Origin of the sequence: Gardnerella sp. DNF01180P, assembly GCF_049244205.1 — a bacterium.
GTDB lineage: Bacteria > Actinomycetota > Actinomycetes > Actinomycetales > Bifidobacteriaceae > Bifidobacterium > Bifidobacterium swidsinskii.
Window position 1 is genome coordinate 1,011,268 of record NZ_CP058386.1, and the last position, 16,923, is coordinate 1,028,190.

Sequence of the window (16,923 nt, forward strand, 5' to 3'; positions counted from 1 at the left end):
ACTCCCACTTTTTCAAATATACAATACATATAAAACTGCTGAGTAAAATATTTTTAATTTTTAGCACAGTTCATACCACATAATTGTTTTTATCGTTTTTGAGTGCAAAACTATTAAATTTTTCGATTTATTTCGTAAATGTGAATTGTCTTACATATGTCTAATTAGAGTATGACTTTTATTTTTACTCAATTAGAAGTTTTTATCCATTCTATAGCTAGTTGCACGCGATCACGCATCCCCAGTTTTGCAAGAATACGAGAGACAGCTTTTTTGGCTGAATCAGGTTCAATAAAAAGCTTCTCAGCAATTTCTGCATTATTGAGACCACATGACACAAGGCTTACTATTTCAATTTCATGTTCTGTTAGAGCATCAAATTTAGCTCTAGCTATTTGCACATCTTGACTTGCACTGATTTGAGAAACATGACGAGCTAATATCTTTCCTGTTATTCTTGGAGTTAGCACAGCATCTCCTGCATTAATAGCTTCAATAGCAGATATAAGTTGCGGTCCGCGCACATCCTTTAGTAGGAAACCGGAAGCTCCAGAACTTAGCATTTTAAATGCATAGTCGTCATAATCATAAGTAGTAAGTGCAAGAATCTTAATATTTCTGTATTTAGTTTTAATATGTTTTGTCGCAATGATCCCATTCATAACAGGCATCCTAATATCCATAATTATTATTTCCGGCAACTGCTCACCCGATGCAGATAACCTTTCAAGCATATCTAATGCAACTAGCCCGTTTTCACAAGATCCTATGACAGTACATGTAGCAGATTTGTTAATTATCATTGAAAATCCATAACGGATAGCTTTCTGATCATCGACAATAATAACTCGGATTTTTTTGCGATCAATCATAGATATTTTCCTTTGGTATAATTGCATGCACTCTCCAGCCACCTCTAGCATAGACCCCTGCAGTAATAGAGCCTCCAATACTGACTAAATCAGCAGCGATATGAGCAAGACCATAACCAGTAGACGGAGTCTGTTCATGAATACCCATCTGTTTGCCATTATCAATTACAACAACTTCGAGTTCTCCTTTCAACGTTATGGTGATTTGAACACTAATTTCTGTAGCATGTGTAGCATGTTTCAAAGTATTCGTTATAGATTCGCGAATAATCCTGTATGCCCATTGAATTTGAACCCCCACTTCTGGAACTACTGGTGTTATTTCTAGCTGTGCACGTATTCCAAGTTTATTGATTCCTGCAACCAGTTCTTCAATATCGGTAATAGAATGTTCCTTATTACTATCTTGTTCTCCACCAGATATCGAGTTAACTAGAGTTCTCGTTTGCCGTAAGCCACTTCTAGCATATTCGTTGATAAGTTTCACTATTTCATGCTGTTTCACATCTAAATCATCATCTACTTGCAGACCCTCAGTTAGGCTAATAATTGCGGTAAGACAATGTCCAACAGAATCGTGTAGCACAGTTGCCATTCTCGTAGCTTTCTCATTAACTCGTGCTTGGGATTCACTCTCATGTAGTTCAGATAATATGGCTTGTTCTTGTTGTTTCTCTCTGACCTGATTTGCTCTCATTCGTATTAGAGCAGCAGTTAGAGATGTAAATACAAAAACAGAAATGGCAGGAATAATTAATTTCCTGCCGAAGACTACATATCCATAAAGAGTTGATAAGACAACTCCAGCACCTAAGGCTAATATACCTATTAACATTTTTCGCATATCAAGCAAACATATACCTGAAGAAGCCAGAATATACATGGTAAGCAATCCAATATTTACATCTCCACAATAGGCAGATATACTAGCGGCCATAAGAGATAAAGCAACAGAAATATGCCAATATCGGCGCCTACCAAATACTGCAATAGAAGTTAGCACAACCGTCATCCACACTATAATCGGATCAGCATCACTACGTAATCCAATTATTATTTGATAGATAGTCGAAAGTATTCCAATAATCCATACCGGCTCAGAGTTATTTATCCAAGCTGCATATATTTGGTCAAAGAACCCAAGCCGGTAACTACTTGAGGATATTCGTCTAGCGTTATAATCGTGATGAAATAAAGCTTTCTCACGCATATAAGTGCTCATAGCCTTGCTCGTTTGAATTGAACCTTTATGAATATCATTCCCAAAATTATCCACATTAGATTCATCATAACAGAGATAACAATCGAACCTACCGCATAAAAATCACCTATACAACGTACAGCACTTGCATACGCAAGAAGAGCCGGTGGATAAACAACAGATAATGCGGGTGCAACAATAGCCATTCCAAATCCTATGAGTGATGAAACCAACACAACTGTAACAATTGAAGAAAATCCTGAAAGGCGAACCCCAATACCCACTACAATCAGTTGCCAAGCTGTCATCGCTAATGCAATCGCAAATAAACGAGGAACTAGAGAAAATACATCAGAAATATGAAAATGAAGAAATATGCCAGCAACAAGTTGTAAAGTGCCAAACAGCAATACAGAAAACATAGAAATAACAAAGGAATGAAGCGTCAATGTTGTAATATACTTATTAACAACTCCAATAGCCTTTAAACGAGCAATATTACGGCCATTATGCTCATTAGACATTTTCTGCGCTTGCAGTGCACCAAGCAATATAGGAAAGAATAATGTCGTTGGCAACAACGCAGACTGACCCCATACTGCTAAATAGGTAACTCCTTGAGCCTTGAACTCTGCTTCATATGACTCATATTGACTAATTCCCATAAGCAATCCAAGAAAAGACGTACACAATAAAGCAATCCAATACCAAGTAATGTTATTTTTCCTACATTCCCAAGCAAATGTTTTTTTTATCATTGTTCCACCTTTCTAATTTTAATCAAAAACATGCACACACTAGACCAGAAAATCCCAACAATCACTGCTACTACGCCAAACAGTAGTGCTTCGGAGCTAATAGTAACCACGCCACCAGTTGAACCAAGTACCGGATTCGCAGCACTAACAATACCCCAAGGCAAAATCCAAGATAAATAATTTAAACCAGCAAATGGAAGTGCAGATGTACCTATAGCAGCAACCACAGCCATTCCAAGAGTCACACCTTGTTGTGAAAATTGTGTAGCAGCCCATGTATGTATAGCACTTACAGCAATCGCATCTCCTACCAGTGCAAGTAAAGCAGATAATGATATTATTGTAATGTTGTTTGGTCTATTAAATCCATATATTAACGATGATACGAGCGCTAATGCCAAAATGAAAACAGCAACTAGCGTAGTAATCATTATAGTTACAACAAGATTTGCACCAAACTGGCGACTAGCAGAAATTCCCATAGAACGCAGTTTAGTATCCATACCACCATCACGCGATGTGGTTACCACCCTAGAGGCGACAATTGCAGCAATAATCGGTAACACGTAGATAGCTAACATCATCACCTCATTCAATGCTAGCAAATAAAGGTGAATCTCTTTGGGGCCACGAGCACGTTTAGCAAGCGCTGCACCCAACCATAAGCCAACAACAGCAATGAATAATAATGTAATCAGCAAAATCTGTCGATGACGCAAACTTTTTAGCGTTAAAATAAACTGCTTCATTTTGCGACCACCTTTGATGTGTAAATTGGATCTGTTAGTTCTAAGAATGCTTCTTCCAAAGATTGACGAACCATTTGTACCCTATATACTTTCACATTTTGATTCACAAGATGTGCAACCAAATTTGCTACTACTTCATTAGATATAATTGGCAATATTAGGGATCTACTAGCCTCTTCCACTTTATAATCAATACCACAATTAGATAATAGAACTACTGCAGATTGCATATCAGAAACTTGTAGTTGCAAGTACCCTGCAGAACAAATATCCTGCATACGCCCCTCAAAGCGTAAAGTTCCTGCTGAGATAATCCCCACATAATCAGCCATCTGTTCAATTTCAGAAAGTATATGAGATGAAATCATCACCGTCGTACCACGGTTATGCGCCCAATTAACAATTAGCTGACGCATTTCTACTACACCAGCAGGATCTAAACCATTTGTTGGCTCATCTAAAATCAACACAGGTGGATTCGCTGCCAAAGCTAGCGCTATACCTAGACGCTGCTTCATTCCTAAAGAAAACGCTTTCACTGGTTTTTTACCAGTTATACCTGAAAGCCCAACCATGTCGAGTGCTTCTCGACCTTGAGCACGAACAATGCCAAGATAATCGCAAACCAAATCAACGTTCTCTAAGGCACTTAAATTAGGATAAAATGCCGGACCTTCTATCAACGATCCTACCAATAACCCCGGCAACACTTTCTTAGAGCTACCATTACTTGCAGAATTCCGAAACTCTACAATCTGACCACTTGAAGGTTTAACAAGACCAAGCAACATCTTCATAGTTGTTGATTTGCCAGCACCATTTGGTCCAAGAAAACCATAGATGCTTCCACGTGGAACATGAATAGACAAATCCCGCACTACAGCCTGATCACCATAGACTTTTGATAGTCTACAAGTTTCAATTGCGTACTTAGACATTAATATCTCCATTCATTTGTGATTTGTAATAATTTCGATACATTTCGCTACTATTCAATAGCTGCGAATGTGTACCAATTTCTGGTGATGCAATATCACTGAAAAATATAACTTTGTCTTGCGGTTTCAACATTCGCAAGTTGTGCGTAACTAACATAATTGATAATTGTTTGTTGTTTTTAAGATTCGAATGAATAGTTTTTATAAGTTCTTGATTTAACCCAATATAAGGCTCATCCAAAAAAACCCATCCGTTTTGAGCCGAAACAAGAGCGCGAGCAATAGCTAATCTCTTTTTTTCTCCACTTGACAAATTAGAAGCATTTTCCAACAATAAGGAATCCAATTTTAAAGGAAATTCTTTTATACGTTGATCTAAAGAAACTATTTCCAGTGCCGACCAAAGTAAGTTAGCATCTTTTTTATCATATTCACCCACAAGAAATTCTCGGATGGTGGATCCGCCTAAAGGTGTATCAGCTAACGAAACTCCAACTTTATCGTTAAAACTACTCGGCTGATACAACAGACCTTGATGAGGTATTAAACCAAGCAGAGTCTTAATAAAGGTTGTTTTTCCAATACCAGATCTGCCTATTAGAAATACCTTCTCTCCAGGAGTGAAATGAATAGTCCCATAATCTAAATGTTTATTTCCTGGTAAAGTTACACTCAAATTTGTAGCAACTAATTCAGAGCTAGAAGAATCTTCGACAAATAATTGTTTAGGTTGCGTAGCAGTAAGGTCATTATTCCTATCTAGATTTTGTCGTACAGTTACATATCCAGTAAACGAGTTAAGCACATCTTTTAATCCTGATACAGATAGTGCTGCACATGATTGTATCATTAGCATTTCACCCAGGTTAACACTGCCCATTTTGAAACAAAATGCTAGATAAACGGCCAGAAAAATATTTGAAGCATATGTGAAAAAAGAAGAGAACGACTGAGCTAACGTAACTAGTTTTGTTAGCGATAGATAACTAGACGTTAGTGAATCATTTAATTGAATCCATTTATCTGCAATATAATTGGTTTTACGAGTAGAAATAAGAACAGCAATATCTTCAATATCATGTTGAATTCTAGTTGATAAGTTTTGCTGAGATTGAATAAAATCAAACGTCAATTCTTTTTGTCTATTAACAATGAAATAGTTAATGGTTGCAAAAAAAGCTAACCCTAAAAGTAGAACGACTGAAATAATAGGGGTAAAATAGGCTATGAATCCAAGAAGGACAGTAGAAGATATAGCTGAAAACAGTTGAGGAATGATTGCCTTTTGTAGCGTATCACGCACCGTAGTGCGTAAAGCTAACTTCTCGATTAAAGCACCTATGCTGGAACGTTCGAAATAAGATAATGGCTGTTGTGTCATTGATTTGATTAGACGATTTGAATAAGCCCTATCAAAATCTCTAGCCCCTTTTTCTAATGCTTTTACCTGCACAAAATAATTCAATACAGTAATTAGCCCTATACACCCTACTGCTATAAACAAATAGTTAAAACTATTGTTTTTCTCAACTATACAACGCAATAACGCAGCGTATAATAATGAAACACCTTGAATACAAATAAAAGAAAGCAGCATCCACAAAAAACCAGTTTTTGAAAATAAAGAAAAAACATTAGTTTTTTTCACAGGATCTTTTTTATCGATTTTCACTTTTGATGAAGAATCTTTAGAAATCGACAACACTGTTCCTGAAAAAATTCTACTAAGTTCATCAATACGAATACGTCTTATACCGTATGCTGGATCGTTTATAACTAAAAACTCTTTTTTTACTTTTGATAGCACAACATAATGATTGTTGATCAAATGTAAAATCAAGATTGAATCACTTTGCTTGGCATATTCCAACAACTCTAAAGAATTAATACGATATGCTTTTAACAGTAGGCCATATTTTTCACATAAAGATCGCAAACTAGATGCTCGTAATCCATCAGACTCAAATAGGTAGTGTTCAGGATTAATCGAATATGGATCTCTGCTAATCCCATAAACAGACAAAACCATGGCAAAACATGCGAGTAAACAATCTTTTTCTGACTGTTGTTTAATCATTTTCATTTGCATCACTCCTTACTGGAATAAGAGGAAACAAAGTTGCTTTGTCATTAGAGAGTTCATCGAGGAACAATTTAATCCCTGCTAGTCCTGTCATAAGTCCTAAAGATTGAAAACGATTATTACCGAACCCACATCCAAAATCAACAATATAACGTAGGAATAGTTTAATCTGACGACTCAATTCAACACTTTGATTTACAGATAAAAGACCTTGCTTATCAAGAAATATTAGCAACTTAAGGTTACCTGAAATGCCATGGCACATAGAAAAACTTGTTAATGAATAAAAGCTAGAAAGAATATGTTGAATCCCTAAATGAATTTCTTCACGAGCTTTTTGACGTTCAAAATAATCTAGAAATCCTACTGTTTTATCCAATTCCAATAATAAATATCGGCTAAGAACCATACCAGTTGTTCCATTACACCAGTTAGCAGTTGGAATTGATGGAATATGACGCGTATCCACCCATAAACCACTTGCATTTATAAATGAATCATCTGTCTTTATAGCTTTTAATCCAAGATCGACGTATTCTTCGTTATGGAGAACTATTCCAGCCTTAAGAAGCGACAATCCTATGCCAGCATTACCATGCGCAAAGCTGGCATTAGCTTTTCTTACTTCATTTCCGATAGGCCATCGCAAAATCCCTTCTTCACAGATCATTTTTTTCTTTAAACTGTATGCAGCTTCTTGAATAAGAACATGCGTATAATCAGTGTTCATATCAGCCAAAGAAAAAATAAAACCCGCGTTCCCTCCAAGAACATCATGAACACTATCTTTTCGAACACAATTCAAGATTTCATTAATATTGCACGATAAAAATCGATTACGATCTTCACCAACAATCAAACGAGACATATAACTCAAATAAACTGAACTAGATGTAAATTGACCATTCTTATCATCGGGAAGACTATTTTTAAGAACAGTCTCAATACCGTCTCTTCCAGAATATAAATTACTGGAAACAACATCAATAACTAGATTGTCCCGATCATCAACATTGGCTCCAAACCAATATCTATTCTTCGAATTATGTTTATCAATTACAGCATACTTTGTAAAGAATTCTTCAATACTAAAAGATAAATCGGAAGCTATCTGTGTTTGTGACTTTAGCGCAATTAAACTATTTTTTTTGCAAGTCTCACAATAGGTTAACCATTGCGTGTTTTGCACTGTAGCTACACCTTTAAGAGAAAACTCAATCACATCAACTTGAAATTTAAGATCTTTTGTATTCAGCCTTTCAAGTTGTTGTTTCATTAAAGTAATGGGAGTCAAAGAAAGCTCACATAGTAGCTGTTTATTCCCACCATAAAGATCTTTTGAATTTGCTCTACAGTAAAAGGACGGAATAAGTCCAACTTCTAGAACCGAACGCTCGTAGTCAACTAAATTTGAAGATAAAATACCATACTTCTTTTCGCAAAAAATCTTCCAAATATATTCCTTACGTTCTTGAAAACGATATGATTTCAACGCCTCTATAACAGCAGCATATTCTCGGGTATTACGTAATAAAATTCTACTTTCGATAGATGTAGCAACACTTTCTAACTTAGCAATCAACTCCTTACGCACTTTAAGAATAGCTGTATACGTATAATGAAAACCATCTAATATATCATCGTAATAATCTTCCCATGCCAAATTTTCTTCACCATCATATTTACTTAAGAAGGGAGAGGCAGTGTTAGTAGAGACTATTCTATCTTTTCTCTCAAACCTCATATCTAAAGTTCCTATATCAACCAGTTCCTTAACAGATCTAAGTATTCTCTTTGAAGATATAGCACCAACATCATCACGCTCAGATTGATTTGCAGCTAGTGGAAGCATTCCTGTCATAAGAACACTGTTATTTATCCGCTTCAATAGTTTATAATTAAAACTAACATCATTCTTGCGATAACTTTCATTTATATTTAACGCACCTAGTGTCTCATAATCAATAATTACAGGATATTCTCCATGAGCAATAATATTTTCATAATGCAAATCGCTCATACGCAACGCATAAGCCAAACACATAATTTGTCCAAATCTCCGGTAGTATCTTGAAGCCTGTTCTTTTGATGATAATGGTTTGCGATCAATAGATTCATACCAAGAATGATCCCCCAAATTTAAACTTTTTGGCCAAACCAAATCCAATATTTTCTCATCTTCAGATATTAAGCTCCATAGAACTTCCAATACTTGTAAATTACCATTTGAGCCACGCTTCAAATACAACTTAAAGTCTTTTGATTCTACTAGGAAAGAAGGAGGTGTTTCATGTAAATCACCGCAAACTTTAGTTAATATTTTATTATTCTTATTGAAAGAATAATTGAAAACCTTGTTTATCTGATGAACATCACTATGCAAACAACCTGTAACCCATTTTTTATATTCTTTCTTTTTTAATTCTAGTTTTGCTACATTTTCTAGCCTATGCCTTGCTAAATGCATGAATTCTGAAAAGAAAGTATCATCATGCTCTAAACGACTGATGAAATCAGCAAAAGACGGTTTCCCATTCTTGGCTTTATAGTTCGCTAGGAACAGTACTATCGTTGGCCCAAGCACATGCTCCAGCTCCAGATTAGAAGTATCTATAAGACGAATATCAGCACTTCTAACTTTTTCGAATACACCATTAAACTGATATAGCTCATTGGTTTCATCAGTAACCATTTTAGGTGAAATCCTTCCTAACTTCTTTATGGTCTTAACAGCAGGTTAACAAGAATTGCCAAGTGTTCATATGGCATTCATGAGTCAATGTATGCATGACTCCATCTCCAGCACCGAGAATTTCATCTAATTCAGCATCTGTAATCTCAACAAGTACATCTTTCATGTTCGTCTCCTTTGAGGTATCCAAATAAAATAATGTAGTTAATAGAGATTAGGAAGAACTTCACCTATTCCTAGTTACTTAGGACAATTTAATAATCACAAATATAAAAGTGCCTATCCATCAACATGCATATTTTGTCCACTATAGGGTACATGTAGTTCTATGCATAAGATATATATCTTCATGTTAGTTTTTGATACATGCAACTCACCTAAGCTATTGAATACACAGCATCATAAACATTCCTCATACTAAAATGATAGCTTTTAAAACATATCTACAAATAACTTCACCACTCAACAACGTTAGGGATCCTCTTCAAACAATACAGGAATAGCTAAGTTTGTCATAGCCTATGTCTTTGCAAAATAAAAACCTCTAGAGTAAAACACCAACTATTAATGAGCCGTGCACACAACTCGGATTATAGGCGAAAAAAAAATTCGATGAGGACCAGACAAAAGACAACTTTTATTGAAAACTCCCATTTATAAGAGTATAAAAAAAACTTTTCATATTACTTTTGCAAAACAGCAAACAAAGAATCATAATATTTAAACAACAAATATAAACAATAATTCAATTTATAGATTATAGATAAATATCTATTAATTGATACGTATTATCCAAGATCTTTACCAATACAAAACTAATTATAATCATGATACATCAAATAAGAAATGAAAAAGTTACGATACAAAATCATTAACAGATATACTTTCTGCAACTCACTCTGATACTACATGTGCCCCTTTTCTAAACATTTATAGGAAAGGGGCACACATATCCACGTCATTTTAAAAACACTCTGGTAATAGTAAACGCGACTCATAAAATAAAACTTCTAAAATTAAGCATGCTACTTTTGAAAGTCATTGACGATCTATTTCAGTTATAAACAAATTAATTTATATAATCTTAATTTAAGAAGACTTAAATAATCGTTACAGATTACATATTTACTTTGACGGTCACTCCCACTCAATCGTGGCAGGCGGCTTAGAAGTTACATCAAGCACTACACGATTAATTTGACGACATTCATTCGTAATTCGAGTAGAAATATTTGCCAATACATCGTAAGGCACACGAGACCAATCAGCTGTCATGGCATCCTCAGAGCTCACAGGACGCAAAACAATTGGAGAACCATATGTGCGCTCATCACCCTGAACACCAACAGAATGAACATCAGCAAGCAAAACAACTGGGCATTGCCAAATATCGCGATCCAATCCAGCTTTAGAGAGCTCTTCGCGCGCAATAGCATCTGCTTCACGAAGAACAGCTAAGCGTTCGCGTGTAATCTCACCCACAATACGAATACCTAAACCAGGACCCGGGAATGGCTGACGCCAAACAATTTCATCTGGAAGTCCAAGCTCAGTTCCAATAGCACGAACTTCATCCTTAAACAAAGTACGCAAAGGTTCAATAAGCTTAAACTTCAAATCTTTTGGCAAACCTCCAACATTGTGATGAGATTTGATATTTGCAGCACCATCACCACCACCGGACTCAACTACATCCGGGTAAAGTGTGCCTTGCACAAGGAACTTAACTTCAGCTCCAGTTTTACCAGCTTCTTCAATAACTTGACGCTGAGCTTTTTCAAAAGTGCGTATAAACTTTTCGCCAATAATCTTGCGCTTGCGCTCCGGCTCACTCACGCCTTTAAGTGCGTTCAAAAAGTCATCTTCTGCATCAACTGCAATAAGTTTAATGCCTGTTGCTTCAACAAAATCATGCTTAACCTGCTCAACTTCGCCTTTACGAAGCAAACCGTGGTCAACAAAAACGCAAGTAAGCTGATTGCCAATTGCTTTATGCACCAATGCTGCAGCAACAGCAGAATCTACGCCACCAGAAAGACCACAAATAACTTGTGCATTCCCAACTTCTGCGCGAATCTTAGCAACTTGATCCTCAATAATGTTAGAAGGATTCCAATTATTATTCAGTCCTGCACACTTATGTAAGAATGTAGATATAAGTTCCTGACCCAATGGAGTGTGTTTAACTTCTGGATGCCATTGCACACCGTAAAGTTTGCGACTTTCGTCTTGCATTGCTGCAACTGGAGCACCTTCTGTGTGAGCCAAGACCGTAAAACCTTCTGGAGCACGCTTAACAGCAACACCGTGACTCATCCAAGTATTCTGCGCAGATGGAGATCCGGAAAGTAAACCTTCAGAATCATCAATAGTTGCAGCAGTCTTGCCATACTCACCAAGTGCAGCTTTATCGACATCGCCACCAAGCTCATGAGCCATTACCTGGAAGCCATAGCAAATACCAAGAACCGGTACACCTGCTTCAAAAATCTTTGGATCAATGTCAGGAGCACCTGGTTCATAAACAGAAGCAGGACCGCCTGAAAGAATAATAGCTTGAGGATCCTTAGCAAGCATTTCGTCAACTGGCATAGAGTGAGGAACAAGTTCTGAATACACATTTGCTTCGCGCACTCGACGAGCAATAAGCTGAGCATATTGAGCGCCAAAATCAACGACAAGCACTGGTCCTTTTGCCATGATTCTCCTTATATATAAGTTCTAATACGATTCAACTTATAATAGTGAAACTTTGCGACGTTACGTAATTACAAAACGCCGAAAATTAAACACAAAAGTTACACGTACAGTCTAACACTGCAAAATAACGTTGACAGATTTTTGTGCGAAACGCTTAACTATAAAGTATAAAATGAACATTAAATATAACATAATCTATACAAATGGCTCATTTTTTACGCACATAATCACACATTTTTTCAACACAAATGCACGAAGAAGTAACCAAACGAACAAAAGTCAGACGCTGGCACTATACTGAAACGGATGGAAAAAGAGCTGTAATACATTTGTTTTCCAGTCTCTATAACCAAATGGTAATGATCAAATTGCACTGAAAAGTGCTTGAGTACAGGAGTACACATGACGAGTCCTGTTATTGGCACACCTTGGAAGAAGCTCAACGCTCCAGTTTCCGAGGCAGCTATCGAAGGCGTAGACAAGTACTGGCGCGTTGCCAACTATCTTGCAATTGGCCAAATTTATCTTCGCAGCAACCCTCTAATGAAGGAGCCGTTCACTCGCGAAGACGTTAAGCATCGCCTGGTGGGCCACTGGGGCACCACTCCAGGTCTTAACTTCCTTATTGGCCACATCAACCGTTTCATTGCTGACCACCAGCAGAATACCGTGATTATCATGGGTCCAGGCCACGGCGGTCCAGCTGGTACTGCTCAGTCCTACCTCGACGGTACTTACACTGAGTACTATCCAAAGATTACAAAGGACGAAGCTGGTTTGCAGAAGTTCTTCCGCCAGTTCTCTTACCCAGGCGGTATTCCTTCTCACTTCGCTCCTGAAACCCCAGGCTCCATCCACGAAGGTGGCGAGCTTGGTTATGCACTCTCCCACGCTTACGGCGCTGTTATGAACAACCCAAGCTTGTTCGTTCCAGCAATCGTTGGCGATGGTGAAGCTGAGACCGGTCCTTTGGCTACCGGTTGGCAGTCCAACAAGCTTGTGAACCCACGTACCGATGGTATCGTGCTTCCAATCTTGCACTTGAATGGCTATAAGATCGCTAACCCAACAATTCTTTCCCGTATTTCCGATGAAGAGCTTCATGAGTTCTTCCATGGCATGGGTTACGAACCATACGAGTTCGTTGCTGGCTTCGACGATGAGGATCATATGTCCATCCACCGTCGCTTCGCTGACATGTTCGAAACTATCTTCGATGAAATTTGCGATATTAAGGCTGAGGCTCAAACTAACGATGTAACTCGTCCTTACTACCCAATGATTATCTTCCGCACTCCAAAGGGTTGGACCTGCCCGAAGTTCATCGATGGCAAGAAGACCGAAGGTTCTTGGCGTGCACACCAGGTGCCACTGGCATCTGCTCGCGATACCGAAGCTCACTTCGAGGTTTTGAAGAACTGGATGAAGTCCTACAAGCCTGAAGAGCTCTTCGATGAAAAGGGTGCTGTTAAGGAAGACGTTCTTTCCTTCATGCCAAAGGGCGAACTCCGTATTGGCGAAAATCCAAACGCCAATGGTGGTCGTATTCGTGAAGACTTGAAGCTTCCAAAGCTTGAAGATTACGAAGTCAAGGAAGTTAAGGAATTCGGTCACGGCTGGGGTCAGCTCGAAGCTACCCGTCGTCTTGGTGTTTACACTCGTGACATCATCAAGAACAACCCAGATTCCTTCCGTATCTTCGGACCAGATGAGACTGCTTCCAACCGTTTGCAGGCTGCTTACGAAGTAACCAATAAGCAGTGGGATGCTGGCTATCTCTCCGGCTTAGTTGATGAGCACATGGCTGTTACCGGCCAGGTTACCGAGCAGCTTTCCGAGCATCAGATGGAAGGCTTCCTCGAGGGTTACTTGCTCACCGGTCGTCACGGCATCTGGAGCTCTTACGAGTCCTTCGTACACGTTATCGACTCCATGTTGAACCAGCACGCAAAGTGGCTTGAGGCTACCGTTCGCGAGATTCCATGGCGTAAGCCAATCTCCTCTGTGAACTTGTTGGTATCCTCTCACGTATGGCGTCAGGATCACAACGGCTTCTCGCACCAGGATCCAGGCGTAACCTCCGTGCTCTTGAACAAGACCTTCAACAACGATCACGTAATTGGCATTTACTTCCCAGTAGATTCCAACATGTTGCTTGCTGTTGCTGAAAAGGCTTACAAGTCCACCAACATGATTAATGCTATCTTCGCTGGTAAGCAGCCAGCTGCTACTTGGTTGACTCTCGACGAAGCTCGCGAAGAGCTCGAGAAGGGTGCTGCTGAGTGGAAGTGGGCTTCCAACGCTAAGAACAATGACGAAGTTCAGGTTGTTCTCGCTGGTGTTGGCGATGTTCCACAGCAGGAATTGATGGCAGCTGCCGACAAGTTGAACAAGCTTGGCGTTAAGTTCAAGGTTGTTAACGTTGTTGACTTGCTCAAGTTGCAGTCCGCTAAGGAAAACAACGAAGCTTTGACTGACGAAGAGTTCACTGAACTCTTCACTGCTGACAAGCCAGTCCTCTTCGCTTATCACTCCTATGCACATGACGTTCGCGGCTTGATTTACGATCGTCCAAACCACGACAACTTCAACGTCCATGGCTACAAGGAGCAGGGCTCCACCACCACGCCATACGACATGGTTCGCGTGAACGACATGGATCGTTACGAGCTTACCGCTGAAGCTTTGCGCATGGTTGACGCAGCTAAGTATGCCGACGAAATCAAGAAGCTCGAGGACTTCCGCCTCGAAGCCTTCCAGTATGCAGTCGACAAGGGTCTTGATCACCCAGACTACACCGATTGGGTATGGCCAGGCGTTAAGACCGACAAGCCAGGCGCTGTCACCGCTACCGCTGCAACCGCAGGCGATAACGAGTAGTTTTAAGCTGATAAAGTTAAAACTGGTTAGCTAAAACATTTCGGGAGTCAATCAAAAGGTTGGCTCCCGTTTTGTGTATTAAAACAAAAAAGCTTCATCTATTAAAAACAAACAATGCAATAAAACTGGTTATATGCAAAATAAATTACATTTATAATTACTATTTTGTGCGTGTACAACGTAGATAAGCCGTACAATAGAAAAAGTTTGTTTATATTGCAAAATGCAAAACTTACATTAACAATATAAACCTAGCAGTAACACGAAGTATCAAAGGAGAACGCATCGTGTCGCATATTAATGTAACAATTATCGGCAACGAAGATATGTACGGCAGAAATGCTGTTGCATTCGGAATAACACATATTCTGTCTAATAACTACAGCACTACTGTTTTTCGTCCATGCGCTCAACCAAATGACACTTTTACTAAACAACTTTTGGGTATCGCAAATACTTCAACGAAATTAGAGCAAGTTATTGCAACAACTCCAGAAATAGTTAGAACAAATAAAGATACAGTGCGCGGAGATATCGTTGCACGCTATAACGAATTATTGCAATCCACTTCTGCTCAAGCTTCTATTATTGTTTCTAGTGACGCAAACCCAGCATATGATCCAGAACTGTTTTCTTTCGACGCAACTGTTGCAGCTGACTTGGCATCACCTGTTTTTCTCACAGTTTCAGCTCAAGGCAGAAACTCACAACAAATTTTACAAACTATAGATTCTGCTAATGCTTGCGTTCTTAAATCATGCACACAGGTTTTAGGAGTATTTGTTACAAACTGCGATCCAGAACTTGGAGCTGAGTTGATGCGTGACTATAGCTCTAGGAATTATGCAAACTCAGACGACGAAGCATCCCGAGTAAGCCAAACTCCATTATGGGTTTTGCCACCAATAGATGAAGAAACTAAAAATTCTTCATTAGAAACATTCGTAAATTGCGTTCGAGAAAATGATGTTCTTAATGCTCTCCACCAACCATTTAAAGCTCCAACTACACCTTATGCTTTCCAATACAGTTTATTAGGAAAAGCAAAAGAAAATAAGAAAACTATAGTTCTTCCAGAAGGAGAAGAAGATCGCATTCTTAAAGCAGCAAACTATTTGCTAGAACGTGATATTGTAAATCTAATTATCATTGGAGAACGCGAATCTATTCTTGCTCGAGCAGAAGAACTAAACCTCAATTCTCTTTGCAAAGCTAGTTTCCAATCTATGCACGATGAAGCAATGCTAAGCCATATGATTACAAAACTTTGCGAATTAAGAGCAAAGAAAGAAATGACAGAAAAACAAGCACGTGAACAACTAACAGATGCAAGCTACTTCGGCACTATGCTAGTAGTACTAGGACAGGCAGACGGTCTTGTTTCTGGTTCAGTAAATTCAACAGCTAACACTGTACGTCCTGCTCTTCAAGTTATCAAAACTAAGCCTGGTTCTAAGCTGGTTTCTGGAGCATTCCTTATGTGCTTCAAAGATCACGTATCTGTATTTGCAGATTGTGCAATCAACCCAAATCCTAGTGCAGAACAGCTTGCTGATATTGCTATTCAGTCTGCACACACTGCTGAGACTTTCGGGCTCAACCCTAAAGTTGGAATGCTATCCTACTCAACGCTTGGTTCCGGCAAAGGACCAGATGTTGATACTGTAGAAGAAGCAACACGCATTGCGAAAGAAAAGGCACCTGATTTAGCAATTGTTGGATCTATACAGTTTGATGCAGCATGGTCTCCTACAGTTGCTGCAGCAAAAGCAAAAAATAATAGTATTGCTGGTCATGTGAATGTATTCGTATTCCCTGATTTGTGCGCAGGAAATATCGCTTATAAAGCCGTGCAACGCTCTAGCGGAGCGCTGGCTGTTGGTCCAATTTTGCAAGGATTAAATAAGCCTGTAAATGATTTATCTAGAGGAGCTTTAGTACAAGATATTATTAATACTGTTGCTTTAACCGCTTTAGAAGCACAATCAGAATAAACATAATAAAGCTCCTAAAACAGCACCACAGTGCATACACGATTTTTAGGTATTGC

At 38.6% G+C, this 16,923-nt stretch carries 11 protein-coding genes; 2 read left to right on the forward strand and 9 right to left on the reverse strand.

Annotated elements, in window-relative coordinates; genetic code table 11:
- Nucleotides 1-188 precede the first annotated feature (188 nt).
- The 9 genes from HXT40_RS03935 to guaA form a co-directional block, all read right to left on the reverse strand.
- Entirely contained in the window at nucleotides 189-872 is a 684-nt protein-coding gene (locus HXT40_RS03935; RefSeq protein WP_004111361.1) for a response regulator, read from the reverse strand.
- Nucleotides 865-2,148, reverse strand: coding sequence for a sensor histidine kinase (locus HXT40_RS03940; RefSeq protein ID WP_146012655.1), 1,284 nt, complete (start codon nucleotides 2,146-2,148; stop codon nucleotides 865-867). The genes HXT40_RS03935 and HXT40_RS03940 overlap by 8 nt, the downstream gene beginning before the upstream one ends.
- Entirely contained in the window at nucleotides 2,091-2,831 is a 741-nt protein-coding gene (locus tag HXT40_RS03945) for a hypothetical protein (RefSeq protein WP_004111359.1), read from the reverse strand. Before HXT40_RS03945 ends, HXT40_RS03940 begins: the two co-directional genes overlap by 58 nt.
- Nucleotides 2,828-3,580 (reverse strand): ABC transporter permease, encoded by a 753-nt coding sequence (locus tag HXT40_RS03950; protein ID WP_004111358.1) that lies wholly within the window; start codon nucleotides 3,578-3,580, stop codon nucleotides 2,828-2,830. Before HXT40_RS03950 ends, HXT40_RS03945 begins: the two co-directional genes overlap by 4 nt.
- Nucleotides 3,577-4,518, reverse strand: coding sequence for an ABC transporter ATP-binding protein (locus HXT40_RS03955; RefSeq protein WP_004111357.1), 942 nt, complete (start codon nucleotides 4,516-4,518; stop codon nucleotides 3,577-3,579). The genes HXT40_RS03950 and HXT40_RS03955 overlap by 4 nt, the downstream gene beginning before the upstream one ends.
- Complete coding sequence (locus tag HXT40_RS03960) at nucleotides 4,511-6,601, reverse strand: cysteine peptidase family C39 domain-containing protein (RefSeq protein ID WP_004111355.1); 2,091 nt, start codon at nucleotides 6,599-6,601, stop codon at nucleotides 4,511-4,513. Before HXT40_RS03960 ends, HXT40_RS03955 begins: the two co-directional genes overlap by 8 nt.
- On the reverse strand, nucleotides 6,588-9,293 hold the full coding sequence (locus HXT40_RS03965) for a DUF4135 domain-containing protein (RefSeq protein ID WP_103013981.1): 2,706 nt from the start codon (nucleotides 9,291-9,293) through the stop codon (nucleotides 6,588-6,590). The genes HXT40_RS03960 and HXT40_RS03965 overlap by 14 nt, the downstream gene beginning before the upstream one ends.
- A gap of 34 nt (nucleotides 9,294-9,327) precedes the next feature.
- Nucleotides 9,328-9,459, reverse strand: a complete 132-nt coding sequence (locus tag HXT40_RS03970) for a lacticin 481 family lantibiotic (RefSeq protein ID WP_004111352.1) — start codon at nucleotides 9,457-9,459, stop codon at nucleotides 9,328-9,330.
- Between the two features lie 971 nt (nucleotides 9,460-10,430).
- Nucleotides 10,431-11,993, reverse strand: a complete 1,563-nt coding sequence (gene guaA / locus HXT40_RS03975; RefSeq protein WP_004111344.1) for a glutamine-hydrolyzing GMP synthase — start codon at nucleotides 11,991-11,993, stop codon at nucleotides 10,431-10,433.
- 402 nt (nucleotides 11,994-12,395) lie between these two features.
- On the opposite strand from guaA, the gene HXT40_RS03980 reads away from it, so the two are divergent.
- Together HXT40_RS03980 and pta are read left to right on the forward strand one after the other, a co-directional pair.
- Nucleotides 12,396-14,873, forward strand: coding sequence for a phosphoketolase (locus tag HXT40_RS03980; RefSeq protein WP_004111342.1), 2,478 nt, complete (start codon nucleotides 12,396-12,398; stop codon nucleotides 14,871-14,873).
- A gap of 287 nt (nucleotides 14,874-15,160) precedes the next feature.
- A complete protein-coding gene (gene pta / locus HXT40_RS03985; RefSeq protein ID WP_410310462.1) occupies nucleotides 15,161-16,867 on the forward strand; it encodes a phosphate acetyltransferase in 1,707 nt (568 codons plus the stop codon).
- The last annotated feature ends 56 nt before the right edge of the window (nucleotides 16,868-16,923 follow it).

Bases quoted from the DNA above. Each gene is read 5' to 3' on its own strand.
- HXT40_RS03935 (WP_004111361.1), bottom strand. From the start codon at position 872: ATGATTGATCGCAAAAAAATCCGAGTTATTATTGTCGATGATCAGAAA.
- HXT40_RS03945 (WP_004111359.1), bottom strand. From the start codon at position 2,831: ATGATAAAAAAAACATTTGCTTGGGAATGTAGGAAAAATAACATTACT.
- HXT40_RS03950 (WP_004111358.1), bottom strand. From the start codon at position 3,580: ATGAAGCAGTTTATTTTAACGCTAAAAAGTTTGCGTCATCGACAGATT.
- HXT40_RS03955 (WP_004111357.1), bottom strand. From the start codon at position 4,518: ATGTCTAAGTACGCAATTGAAACTTGTAGACTATCAAAAGTCTATGGT.
- HXT40_RS03960 (WP_004111355.1), bottom strand. From the start codon at position 6,601: ATGAAAATGATTAAACAACAGTCAGAAAAAGATTGTTTACTCGCATGT.
- HXT40_RS03965 (WP_103013981.1), bottom strand. From the start codon at position 9,293: ATGGTTACTGATGAAACCAATGAGCTATATCAGTTTAATGGTGTATTC.
- HXT40_RS03970 (WP_004111352.1), bottom strand. From the start codon at position 9,459: ATGAAAGATGTACTTGTTGAGATTACAGATGCTGAATTAGATGAAATT.
- guaA (WP_004111344.1), bottom strand. From the start codon at position 11,993: ATGGCAAAAGGACCAGTGCTTGTCGTTGATTTTGGCGCTCAATATGCT.
- HXT40_RS03980 (WP_004111342.1), top strand. From the start codon at position 12,396: ATGACGAGTCCTGTTATTGGCACACCTTGGAAGAAGCTCAACGCTCCA.